This is a genomic window from Methylorubrum podarium, from assembly GCF_022179745.1.
In the GTDB taxonomy this organism is placed as follows: domain Bacteria; phylum Pseudomonadota; class Alphaproteobacteria; order Rhizobiales; family Beijerinckiaceae; genus Methylobacterium; species Methylobacterium podarium.
Genome location: NZ_BPRD01000119.1, coordinates 1 through 12,365, shown reverse-complemented (window position 1 = coordinate 12,365; position 12,365 = coordinate 1). Strand labels below are relative to the sequence as shown.

Below are 12,365 nucleotides of genomic sequence, written 5' to 3'. Positions count from 1 at the left end.
AGGCGGCGCGGCAGCTCGTGCTGAGCGCGGCGCGCCTGCGCGACGCCGGATCGCCATGCCACAAGGAGGCCGCGATGGCCAAGCTCTTCGCCTCCGAGATGGCGGAACGGGTCTGCTCCGACGCCATCTCGGAGGCGAAGAGCTTGGCCATCGCGGCCTCCTTGTGGCATGGCGATCCGGCGTCGCGCAGGCGCGCCGCGCTCAGCACGAGCTGCCGCGCCGCCTCGATCCGGGTCGCCATGTCGGCGAGGCGGAACGCCACCGCCTGATGGCCGGTCAGGGGCTTGCCGAAGGTCTCGCGCTCGCCCGCGTAGCGGAGGGCCGCCTCGAACGCGGCCCGCGCCATGCCCACGGCCTGCGCCGCGATGCCGATGCGTCCCCCCTCGAGGTTGGACAATGCGATGCGCAGTCCCTGGCCCTCCTCGCCGAGCAGGAGGTCGGGCGTCAGGACCATGTCCTCGAAAACGATCTGCGCCGTGTCCGAGCAGCGTTGCCCGAGCTTGTGCTCGATGGATGCGACCGTGTAGCCCCGCGTGTCGGTCGGGACGATGAAGGCCGAGATGCCCTTCCGCCCGGCATCCGGGTTGGTGACGGCGAAGACGATCGCTACGCCGGCGTTCTTGCCCGAGGTGATGAACTGCTTCGTCCCGGAGACCACCCACCCGTTCCCCGAGCGGCGGGCGCGGGTCCGCAGGGCCGAAGCGTCGGAGCCGGTGCCGGGTTCGGTCAGGCAGAACGCAGCCAGATGCTCGCCGCGGGCCAAGGGCTTGAGGAAGCGCTGCTTCTGCTCCTCGGTGCCGAATTTCAGGACCGGCATGCAGCCCACCGAGTTGTGGACGCTCATGATGGTCGAGACGGCGCCGTCGCCGGCGGCGATCTCCTCGACGGCCAGGGCGTAGGCGACGTGGTCGACGGCCGCCCCGTCATACGCTTCGGGCACGAGCATGCCCATGAAGCCGAGCGCCCCCATCTCGGCGAGGGCCTCTTTCGGGAAACGCGATTCCCGGTCCCATTCGGCCGAGAACGGCTTCAGCCTCTCGACCGCGAAGGTCCGCGCCGCGTCCCGGATCATCCTCTGGTCGTCGGTCAGCATCGGGCGGATCCTATCGGGCCTGCATCCGCAGCGCGCCATCGAGACGGATGGTCTCGCCATTGAGCATCGGATTCGCCAGGATGGCCATGACGAGCTGGGCGTACTCGTCGGGACGGCCGAAGCGGGACGGGAAGGGCACGGCCGCGCCGAGGCTCGCCCGGACCTCGTCCGGAAGCCCCTGGACCATCGGCGTCGCGAACATGCCCGGCGCGACGGCGCAGACGCGGATGCCGAGCGACGCCAGTTCGCGGGCGACCGGCAGGGTCAGGCCGACGACCCCGGCCTTGGAGGCCGCGTAGCCCGCCTGTCCGATCTGCCCCTCGTAGGCGGCGATCGAGGCCGTGGAGACGATCACGCCGCGCTCCCCGCCCTCCAGAGGTTCGAGACCCGCCGCGCCGGCCGCCACCAGCCGCATCATGTTGAACGTGCCGACCAGGTTGATCTGGACGACCCGGGCGAAGGCGTCGAGGCTCGCCGGCCCGTCGCGCCCGACCACCTTCGCCGCCGGGCAGATGCCGGCGCAGTTGACCAGGATGCGGGCGACGCCGTGCTCCGCCGCGGCGCGGGCCACCGCCGCCTCCGCGCTCCCGGCATCGGCGACGTCGCAGGCGAGCGCGACCCCTCCGATCTCGCCCGCGACCGCGGCCGCCGCCTCCGCATTCAGGTCGAGCAGCGCGACCCGGGCCCCCGCCGCCGCCAGCGCCCTGGCCGTTGCCGCGCCCAATCCCGACGCGGCGCCGGTGACGACCGCAGCGATCCCTCGAACCTTCACGGGGTACCCTCCTGGAAGCCTCGCTCAGAGGCGCTCGACGGCGAGCGCGGTCGCCTCGCCGCCGCCGACGCAGAGCGAGGCGATGCCGCGCCGTCCGCCGCTGCGGGCAAGGGCCGACAGCAGGGTCACGACGATGCGCGCGCCGGAGGCGCCGATCGGGTGGCCGAGGGCGCAGGCTCCGCCGTGAACGTTGACCCTGTCGTGCGACAGGCCGAGGTCGCGCATCGCCGCCATGGCGACCACCGCGAAGGCCTCGTTGATCTCGAACAGGTCCACGTCGGCCATGGACCAGCCGACCTTTCCGGCCAGCTTGCCGATGGCGCCGATCGGGGCGGTCGAGAACCAGGCCGGGGCCGCGGCGTGGCTGGCGTGACCGCGGATGACGGCCAGCGGCGCGTGCCCGCGGCGCTCGGCTTCCGACATCCGCATCAGCACGAGCGCCGCCGCGCCGTCCGAGATCGACGAGGCGTTCGCCGCCGTCACCGTGCCGTCGGCGCGGAAGGCCGGCTTCAGCGTCGGGATCTTCTCCGGCCGGGCCCTGCGCGGTCCCTCGTCGGAATGCCCGCCCGCTTCGACCGGGACGATCTCGTCGTCGAAGGCGCCGGCCTCCGCGGCCCGCCTGGCGCGGGACAGGGATTCGAGGGCGTAGGCGTCCTGGGCCTCGCGGGTGAACTGGTAGTGCCGGGCCGTCTCTTCGGCGAAGGTCCCCATGAGGCGGCCCCGGTCATAGGCATCCTCCAGGCCGTCGAGGAACATGTGGTCCAGGACGCGTCCGTGGCCGAGGCGCTGGCCGGCGCGGGCCTTGTCGAGGAGGTAGGGCGCGTTCGACATCGACTCCATGCCGCCCGCGACGATGACGTCGGCCGAGCCGGCGGCGATCATGTCGTGGCCGAGCATGACGGCCTTCATGCCCGAGCCGCAGACCTTGTTGAGGGTCGCGCAGGGCGTGGCCTCGGAGAGCCCCGCCCCGAGGGCCGCCTGACGCGCCGGGGCCTGACCGAGGCCGGCGGGCAGGACGCAGCCCATCACGACCTCGGAGACCTCCGCGCTCTCAAGACCCGCGCGACCGACGGCGGCGCGGATCGCGACGGCACCCAGCTCCGTCGCGGAGAGGGCCTTCAGCTCCCCCTGGAACGCTCCCATCGGGGTCCGCGCGGCGCTCGCGATGACGATCGGGTCTCCCGGCATGACCTGAATCCTGTTCGATGCCTAATCTCGCCAAGCCGGTCGACCCGGAGCCGGCCGCCGGCACGAAAATCCCTCGCCGCGGCGACGGGCTTTTGGCCGGCATCAGCCGTCGGTCGGTGCCGGCGCCCCGAGGGCCTGGGCGATCTCCTGGTTGCGCAGGAGGAACCGCTGCAGCTTTCCGCTCGGCGTCTTGGGGAGCTGTTCGACGAACGCGATCTCGCGCGGGTACGAGTGTGCCGAGAGGCGCGTCTTCACGTAGGCCTGGATCGATTCGGCCAGCTCCCGGCCCGGCTCGAAGCCGGCCTTCAGCACGACGAAGGCCTTCACGATTTCCGTCCGCTCGGGATCGGGCTTGCCGACGACCGCGGATTCCGCGACGGCCGGATGTTCGATGAGCGCGCTCTCGACCTCGAAGGGTCCGATCCGATAGCCCGACGAGGTGATGATGTCGTCGGAGCGTCCCACGAAGGCGATGCTGCGGTCGGCGTCGGCCTCGACGGTGTCGCCGCTCAGGTAGTAGTCGCCGACGAAGGCCGGGGTCGGACGCTCCCAGTAGCCGGAGAACCACATCAGGGGCGAGCGCTTCCGGTCGAGGGCGAGGATTCCCGGCTCCCCGGGCCCGAGTTCCGCGCCGTCGGCGTCGAGCACGACGACCCGGTGGCCCGGGACGGCGAAGCCGGCGGAGCCGAGCCTGATCGGGTGCGCGAGGGCGTGGTGGTTGCAGACGACCATTCCGAGCTCCGTCTGCCCGTAATGATCGTGAATGGTGGTTCCGAGATGATCCGCGAACCAGCGGATGACCTCGGGATTGAGCGGCTCGCCCGCGCTGCTGACGACCCGCAGCTGCCCCTTGACCGCCGCTGCGGCCGCCGGCCCGGCGGCGATGAGGAAGCGAAAGGCGGTCGGGGAGCCCGCGAGGTTCGTGATGCCGAGCCTCTGGATGGTCCCGTAGGTCTCCTCGACGGTGAAGGCGCCGTCGTGGAACGTCGTCGCGCACCCCATCGCGAGCGGGCCCGTGACGGCGTAGTAGAGGCCGTAGGCCCAGCCCGGATCGGCGACGTTCCAGAAGCGGTCGTCCTGCCGCAGATCCACGGCATCCCGCATGTAGCCGACGAAGGCCACGATCGCCTTGAGCGGGACGAGCAGCGGCTTGGCCGGACCGGTCGTGCCGGAGGTGAACATGATCAGGAACGGGTCGTCCGCATCGCAGGGCACCGGCGCGCCGTGACCGGGCTGACCCTCGAGTTCGGCCCAGAAATCGGGATCGGTCCCTGCGCTCCCTGCGCCGACGGTGATGATCGTGCAGAGGCCCTCGACGCCGGAGACCTTCGCGCGGTTGGCGGGATCCGTCACGACGACCTTCGTTCCGGCGTCCTTGACGCGCTGCTCGACGGCCTTCGGACCGAAGGCGGTGAACAGCGGCTGGTAGACGGCACCGAGGCGCCACGTCGCCAGGATCGTGATCAGCAGTTCCGGCGTGCGCGGGACGAGGCCGGCCACGCGATCCCCCTTCCGCACGCCGCGCTCGGACAGAACGCCGGCGAACCGGGCCGCTTGGTCGGCGAGGGTGGCGAAGGTGATCTCCCGGAGCGCCTCGCCCGGCCTGCTGTACCGGAGCGCGATGCGCTCGGGATCCGACGCATGGCGGTCGCAGCAGGTGTGGCAGGCGTTGATCCGCTCGGATCCCTCCGGAAAGATCGCCGTGAAGGCGGCGGCGCAATCGAAGTCGGACACGGCACGAAGATAGTCGGCCGAAGGCTTGACGCTCGGCCTGATCTCGTCCGACGCAAGGTCGCCGCCGAGCCGAACATTGCTCATCCTGGCTCCTCCCATCCTATTCGGCCGCGCCCATTCGGGCTGCATGCGCCCATCCTGGGACGGGCCGGGGGCGCCTTCAATGACGGAAATCGCCATCGCCCCTGAGCGAATCTGCCAGCCCGTTCTTCCGATCCGCGAGCCGATCCCCGGCACCAAAGGCGTGTCCGATCTCAGCGGCGACCCTCGTCATCGTCGGGGGCTGAAGGCACCTCGCCAAGCTTGGTCAGTCCGCGACCGTCGGAAACGGTGACTCGCCGAGCGCCTGCTGAAGCGCCGCCGTGTCGATGAGGCGCTGGCTCGGAGCCGACAGACGCGTCAGGGTGGCGGACGTATAGCGTGTCCGGCTCAGAAGCAGGTCCGAGCAGGTCGGAGCTTCGCGCAATCGGCGAGGACCTTCGCGCCGTGATGCGGCTGGCAGCCGGGCGCAACGCGGAGCCGTCAGAGACCATCCTCGACAGCCGAACGTACGGGCCACGCTCGAGAGCGGCGAGCGGGTCAGCTACGACGGTGTCAAGCATTACCAAGACTCGAAGCTGCACATGGCCGCCGACACGCTTGGGCAGCTCCTGGCCCTGCACGTCACGCCGCCAACGCCGATGGCCGCGTCCAAGTCGAGGGTCCGGCGAAGCCGCGCACGCGGCCATCGGCGACAGCGTTGAAATCGCCTTCGCCGATCAGGGCGACACCGGCGCGAAGCCGGCCGCGGTCGCGCGCAAGGACTGCATCGAACTGGATGTCGTGACGATGTTCGAAGACTTGCGCGACCCTCTCATCCTCAGCTTGTCGAAGGCCGTGCTGCACAGGTGCTGGGTGTCGAGCGCTCCCTCGCCTGGGCCGTCTGCTTCGGCAGGCTCGTCAAAGACGACGAGCGCGAAGCCAGCACGGTGGCCGACCTGCACCTCGTCGCCTTCGCCTGCCTCATGCTCAGGATAGCCGCCGCGACTGCGTTCGACACCTCGATCCGCGGTCACTGTCGTGACCGGGAGCGTGCCTTCAAATATCCACCCTCATCCGACGATCCCGGCACCGAAGCTGGCATCAGCCTGCGGTGAGCGGCCCTCGTAGAGGCCGTATTGCAGGTAGTGCAGCATCGGATTGACGCCGGCGGCCTGGACGTCCCGGTTTGCCGCCAGGTAGGCCGTCGTATCGAACTCGGTCGATGGATCGCGGCCCTCGCGGGCGCCGTACTGGACATAGTGGGTCAGCGGATTGACGCCGGCCGCCTGCACGTCGGGATAGGCGGCGAGATAGCCGTCGGTGTCGAAGACGGCGTTCGGATCGCGACCCTCGGCAATCCCGTACTTGGTGTAGTGGTTGAGGGCGAAGGCGAAGCTGTCGCTGCCCGCCGCGATCGCCGCCTCGGCCACGTCCACGTTGCCGAGGAGGTAGAATTGCGCGTCGAAGCCCTGCGACGCGCCGAGATCCGCGGGGCGGCCGATCGCGTCGTCGGTCGTGCGGCCCTCACCCTGACCGTATTCCAGGTAGTGGCGCAGGGGATTGAGGCCCGCGGCCCGCACGTCCGGGTTGGCGGCATAGTAGGCCTCGTTGTCGAAGTTGACGCCGGGGTCGCGGCCCTCGCGGAAGCCGTATTGATCGTAGTGGGACAGCGGGTTGAGGCCGGCGGCCCGCACGTCCGGATTGGCCGCGAGGTAACCCTTCGTCGAGAAGAAGGCGTTGGGATCGCGCCCTTCGCGGAAGCCGTACTCGGCATAGTGCGTATCAGCATCGATGCCGGCCGCTGCGACGTCGCCGTAGCGGCTGAGATAGAACAGGTCGTCCACCAGCGGCGATCCGTCGGCATTGTCGATCGTGCGGTCGCTGAACTGATACACCTCGATGCCGCGGAAGGTGTCGCTCCCGTCGGGGCCGGTGATCACCGTGGCGCCGTCGGCCGTGACGCCGACCAAAGCCGCACCGAAGGCGAAGTTGAGGATCGCCCGATCCGTTCCGCCGCCGCCGTTGAAGCTGTCGTTTCTGGCGGTGCCCGTGAAGACGTTGTCTTCCGCGCCGCCGACGAAGGTTTTGCCGATCGGATTCGGCTCGCCGGTGTCCGGACGGTCTTCCGGTTCGTAATCGTCGTGAGGATCGTCTTCGTACTCGTCCTCGACGTCGTCGTCGTGTTTCCGGCCCGATCCGAAGTGCGGCAGGCCGCCGGGGCTGGTGAAGCAGATGCTGTCGTCCCCCCTGGTCATCGTGGTGAGGCCGCTCTGCGCATCGGTCTCGATCTCGTACTCGTCCGAGGTCGCACCGTCCGGCAGCTCGATCATGTCCTGGGGACGCAGGTTGCCGACGAGCCTGTCGTCGCCGCCGTTCGACCGGAAGACGACGCGGTGGGCCGACAGCAGCCCGGTCATGTCGACCGTGTCGTCGTCCCCGGAGCCTTCGAGCCTGATCGTGCTGGTCAGGAGGCTGGTGCCGGTGAAATCACCGATCGGCATGAAGATGTCACCGCCGCCCCGGCCGCTGATCACGATCTCCTCGATGTTGTCGAGTTCGGCGACGATCGAGGCGCTGCCGGTGCCGTTGCGGGTGATGACGATCTCGGTGTTGGCGTTGAGGTCGGCGATCCCGGCCTCCAGCGCGGCGGCCCGCGTGTAGATCCGGAACGTCTCGGCGGAGGTGTCGCCGACGACCTTCATCGTGTCGACGCTGCCGAGGATGTTCGCGGCGGTGGTGTCGCCGTTGATCAGGTCGCGGCCGTCGCCCGCCGTCCAGTAGATGGTGTCGCCGCCGGCATCGCCCCGGATGGTGTCGTTGCCCTGGCCGCCGACGAGATGGTCGCTGGCCGCGCCGCCGTTGAGCGTGTCGTTCCCGGCGAAGCCGAACACCGCCTGCGATCCCGCCGCACCGTTGGCCCCGTTGAGGCCGATATTGTTGCCGGCGGTGCCCGCGACGACGGCGTAGTTGGCGCCGGCGAACCGCAGGGTCTCGATCGTGCTGAGGGTGTCCGTCCCTTCGGCACCGGTCAGGTCGGTCACGACCAGGTTGGTGCCGCTGGAGCCGAGGGCGAAGTTGGCCACCGAGCCGGCGAAGACCGCCACGTCGGTGCCGGCGCCGCCATCCAGGCGGTCGTCACCGGCGCCGCCGTTCAGGGTGTCGCTGCCGCCGGCCCCGTTGAGGATGTCGTTGCCGGCATTGCCGTTCAGCGTGTCGTTGGCGCCGAGACCGAAGAACCCGCTCGTCCCGTCGGCGATGTCGTCGCCCGCCGTCCCGGTGAAGGTGTTGGCCACGAACGGGATCGCGTCCCAGTTGTCGCCGACGACCCCGGTCGGCGCGGAGAAAAGCACCTCCTGATGCCCGGCCCCGTCCGTGAAGCTGACACGGACCCTGAGGATCTCGCCGACCTGGCTGCCAACGCCGAGGACGCCGTCGTTCGGCGTGAACGCGGGCCCGTTCGCGTTGACCTGAAGGTCGCGCCACGTGGTGCCGCCGTTGCCCGAGGCCTGCCACTGATAGCTGAAGGCGCCCAGCCCGTTCACGTCCTGGATCGCGCTCGTATCGACCGTGAGCGCGAGCCCTTCCGTCGGGGAAACCTGGCCGTTGGTCGGCGTCGGATCGACGATGACGGGCGCCCCCGTGGCCGGGAACGGCAGCTGGTTGAGGAAGTACTCGACCGTGCCCCCGTTCCCGTCGGAGAAGCGCAGCTTCTCGACGTTGAACAGCCGGTCGACGCCGTCGGAGCCGCGGTCGGGCTCGCCCTCGGTCTCCGGCGTCTCGCCGGCCGGGTCGTCCTCCGGCGTCGGATCGACGCCCGCGACCACGCGGTGCGCGACGGTGATGCTGCCGTCGGCGTTCTGGGTGAAGTCGTAATTCGCCAGCACGTCGCGATAGACGGCGATGTCGACGGCAGAGTTCGACGCGTCGCCGTCCACGATCTCGCGGACGATGGCGAGCTGACCGGGGTTGATCGTGCGATCGAACATCAGGTCGGTGAGCGGCCGGCCGCCGAACTGGGGCACCGCATTCGGCACCGGGGCACCGTTCACGTACTCGGCTTCGAGATAGACCTGGCCGGCCATCTCATCGACCGTGTAGGCGACCCCCTCCTCGACGAAGCGGATGCGCACGTTCAGCCAGCGGTCGCCGTCGATGATGTCGTTGCCGGCAAGGCCGGTGATGGTGTCGCTGCCGCCGCCGCCCAGGAGGATGTCGGAGGCATCCGCCGTGGAGAAGATCACGCGCTCCTGCACGCCGTTCTCGTCGAGGACCGGCACCGTCTGGCCGTTGACGACCCGCGTCACCGGAACGCCGGCGCCGAGATGGGCGACCAGCGGGGCGAGGCCGCTGATCAGGGCGACGTTCTTGGCCAGCAGGTCGTTGGAGTAGGAGTCGAGCGGCGAATTCGGGCCGGGGATGGCCGCGGTGCCCTCGAGTTCCGCGCGGGTGTTCACGGCGGTGATGCGCCCCGTGAGAACGTCGTCCTGCTTCCACCCCGAGAGGCCCTCGACCAGATCGAAGCGGTCGCGGAGGATGAAGGCTTCCTGCGTCGCGAAGATCGGGATGCCCAGATTCGAGTTGGCGGCCTGGCTGTCGCCCTTGTGGACGGCCCAGTCGAAGCCGGCCATGCCGTTGCTGCGCTGGATGCCCTCGCTGTTCTGGAACATGATGTCGTCGCCCGACTCGCCGTCGTAGTCGGTGTCGCCGCCGCCGCCGTTCAGGACGTCGTGGCCGACGATGGTCGAGTTGAAGAACAGCTCGGAATTCTCGCCCGACAGGCTGTCGAAGCGCTGCCCGCCCTCCAGCCAATCGTTGCCCTCGTTGCCCAGGAGCACGTCGCCGCCGCTTCCGCCGAGGACGAAGTCGTCGCCGGTGCCGGCGAAGGCCTCCTTGCCGTCGGGGCCGGTCACGATGAAGTCGTTGCCCTGGTTGCCGAAGAGCAGCGACAGGCCCGAGCCGCCGTGGATGACGTCGTTGCCCTCGTTGCCGTGCAGGAAGTCCGCCTCGCCGATATCCGTCCCGGCATTGGTGATGATGTCGTCCCCGGCGCCGCCGAACACCTTGTCGACGCCGTAGCCGGCCTCGATCCGGTCATCGCCCCCCTTGCCCCAGATCGCGTCGTCGCCGCCGCCGGACACGATGACGTCGTTGCCGTCCGTGCCGCCGATCGTGAAGTGCTCGTTGCTGTTGACGCGGATCGACTCGGCGATCCCGTCGCCGTTGGCGTCGACGCGCTCGATCAGCTTGGAGAAGCCGCCGAGGAACGGATCGTCCGACACCGGATCGGCGCCGAGCTGCTTGCTGATGTCGAGTTCGAGGGTCGGCATCTGGAAGGCCGAGAACAGGTTGCCGGGCAGCGCGGTCGAGTCGGCGTCGCCGAGGTCGGTGTTGCGCATCACGAGTTCGGCGAAGGTGTTGTTCTCCAGCTCGTTGAGCAGATTCAGCCCTTGCGTGCGCGACAGGTAGTAGAACCGGTCGGCATCCTGCAGGTTCTCCATCGTCATCTGGAAGACGAAGCTGAACGTCGAGCCCAGCATGCCGCCGAACGCCATCTTCTTCTCGGCGAGGCCGCCCATCCAGAAGTCGATGGTGTTGAGACCGCCGAGCGTGGCATCGCCGGCATAGGCGCCGGTGTGGTTGAGGAAGTCGAGCCGGTCGGCGTCGAAGGCGGCTTTGGCGTCGCCCGTCAGCGTGGAATCGCCCAGCACCAGCTTGGTCGCGGCCGCGCGCAGGTCTTCGACCGTGCGCGGCGCGTCGGCCGTGTTCAGCACCGAGGCGTGGTTGCCGTAGGCCGCGATGAAATTGATGATCGAGGCCGGGTTCTTGAGGTTCAGCGCGAAGTCGGCCCAGCTCTCGTAGGGCTTGAGCAGCGTGTCGCCGGTTTCCTCGAAGAACCGCTCGCGGGCCACGTTCAGGGTCGGCGTGCCGACATCGCGGCCGCGCGCGAGGTTGATGGTGGCCAGATCCAGCGGGATGCCGAGGAGCTGGTTGCGCAGCACGTCGGTGACGAACTCGTCGATCTCGCTGCCGGTCTGGCGGCTCATGCCCCGGATGATCGCCCCCGAGGCGGCCTCGGCATCGCCGAGCGAGTCGTACATGACCGGGTTGAGGAAGCCGTCGAACAGCGTGATGTCGGTCTGGACCGGCTTGCCGTCCGCATCCATTCCGATGGTGGCGATGTCCTGCCGCAGCATCGAGTGGCCGAAGCGGTAGACGACGTGCGCGAACTCCGCCGCGATGCTCGGATTGATGTCGGCCGACGGCTCGAACACGAAGGCGTCGATGTCGGGCTGCATCATCCGGCCGAACTCTTCGAACACGAGATGCTGGTACTCCATCTCGTTGGTGAAGCGCCCGGCCTGGAACAGGCGCTCGCCGTCCCATACCAGGGCGGCCCGGTCGGCCTCGGTGGTCGGGATCGCCGCGACATCGACCAGCAGCCACTGGTTGAGGAAGGCGAGATCCCCGGAATCGAGGGCGATCTGCTTCGTCATCTCGACGATGCGGTTGTGCTCGGAATGGAACACCTGGTGGACGGCGGTCAGCGCGATGTTCTCGTTGGCGCGGCCGTCGCCGGCGACGAAGTGCCGGTCGAGCAGTTCGTTGTCGTAGGCCGTGGCGCCGCGCTGGCCCTGGGGACCGGGGGTGCCGTCGGCGTTGGCATAGCCGAGCGCCGCATCGCCGTCCGCCTGCAGCACGCCGCCGGCGATGACGGGCACGGCCGCGTGGGCGATGTCGTCGAGGAAGGCGTGTCCCGTCAGGACCACGCCCTGCGCGCTGACCGGCGCGGCGGGGTTGCCCTCGCGCAGCACGTCGTCGGCCGTGCCGAGCTTGCCGTCCGGCCCCATGCCCACGACCAGTTGCGGATAGCCGTTCGGGCCGGGGATGAAGTTGCCGTAGGGGTCCGACGCGATCAGCGGGATGTTGCCGACGTTGAGGTCGGTCAGCTCGATGCCGAGGACGGTCTTCGCCTGCGCCTTGATGTCGGCCCAGGTGGCGAGCCCGCCGTTGCTGCCCTCCAGCAGGTGTCCGGAGGCGATCGGCTTGCCGTCGGGACCGGGGATGTACTCGCGCATGAAGACCTGCTTCGACGCGGTCGAGGCATAGGTCTGGTTCTGATCGACCCAGGGTGTGGTCAGGTTCTTGGGACCCGCGCCGTCATCCGCCGTGCCGAGAACGCCGTCCGCGCCGGCCTCGACGGTGACGCGGGTCAGCGGAATGTAGTTCTGCCCGCCCGGCACGTAGAGCGGATCGTCGGGCGACAGCGGGACGTAGACGGTGCCGTTGCCACCCTTGGCCACGAGATCGAGGCCGTGATCGAAGAACTGGCCGAAGATCGTCATCCACCCGTTGAACGGCGATGACAAACCTTCGTCGGGCGCGACGTTCGGCAGATAGACGGTATTCCCGTCCATCTCGACGCCGTACTGCGCAAGTTTCGCGTCGAGCGCGGCCTTGGCGGTCATATCGGCCGGCGCCGCCTTCGCGGCGGCGTGCGCCTTGATCGCCGCGTTCTCGGAAAACATCGTGCCGGTCTCGTCGGGCTCGGGCAGGCCG

General features: G+C 69.3%; 6 protein-coding genes. 1 reads left to right on the top strand and 5 read right to left on the bottom strand.

The genetic code is table 11. From position 1 onward, the window contains the following. The 4 genes from MFF42_RS06290 to MFF42_RS06275 all read right to left on the bottom strand — a co-directional run. Positions 1-1,093, bottom strand: a 1,093-nt coding sequence (locus MFF42_RS06290; RefSeq protein WP_444980415.1) for an acyl-CoA dehydrogenase family protein, incomplete at its 3' end; no start/stop codon positions are given. 10 nt (positions 1,094-1,103) lie between these two features. Further along, on the bottom strand, positions 1,104-1,865 hold the full coding sequence (locus MFF42_RS06285; RefSeq protein WP_238254977.1) for an SDR family NAD(P)-dependent oxidoreductase: 762 nt from the start codon (positions 1,863-1,865) through the stop codon (positions 1,104-1,106). Positions 1,866-1,889: 24 nt separating this feature from the next. Then, positions 1,890-3,053 (bottom strand): acetyl-CoA C-acyltransferase, encoded by a 1,164-nt coding sequence (locus MFF42_RS06280; protein WP_238254976.1) that lies wholly within the window; start codon positions 3,051-3,053, stop codon positions 1,890-1,892. A gap of 102 nt (positions 3,054-3,155) precedes the next feature. Then, the gene (locus tag MFF42_RS06275) at positions 3,156-4,871 is read right to left on the bottom strand and encodes an AMP-binding protein (protein WP_238254975.1); all 1,716 of its coding nucleotides are present in this window, start codon (positions 4,869-4,871) and stop codon (positions 3,156-3,158) included. Positions 4,872-5,674: 803 nt separating this feature from the next. Between MFF42_RS06275 and MFF42_RS06270 the strand changes: the two genes are divergently transcribed. Then, entirely contained in the window at positions 5,675-5,923 is a 249-nt protein-coding gene (locus tag MFF42_RS06270; protein WP_238254974.1) for a hypothetical protein, read from the top strand. Here the strand turns inward: MFF42_RS06270 and MFF42_RS06265 are convergent. After that, positions 5,879-12,334 carry a peroxidase family protein gene (locus MFF42_RS06265; RefSeq protein WP_238254973.1) on the bottom strand — a complete coding sequence of 2,152 codons (6,456 nt, stop codon included), beginning with the start codon at positions 12,332-12,334 and terminating at the stop codon, positions 5,879-5,881. The genes MFF42_RS06270 and MFF42_RS06265 overlap by 45 nt on opposite strands. Positions 12,335-12,365 lie beyond the last annotated feature (31 nt).

What these genes read in the sequence shown, in the direction of transcription:
- MFF42_RS06280 (WP_238254976.1), bottom strand. Translation starts at nt 3,053, where the DNA reads ATGCCGGGAGACCCGATCGTCATCGCGAGCGCCGCGCGGACCCCGATG.
- MFF42_RS06275 (WP_238254975.1), bottom strand. Translation starts at nt 4,871, where the DNA reads ATGAGCAATGTTCGGCTCGGCGGCGACCTTGCGTCGGACGAGATCAGG.
- MFF42_RS06265 (WP_238254973.1), bottom strand. Translation starts at nt 12,334, where the DNA reads ATGTTTTCCGAGAACGCGGCGATCAAGGCGCACGCCGCCGCGAAGGCG.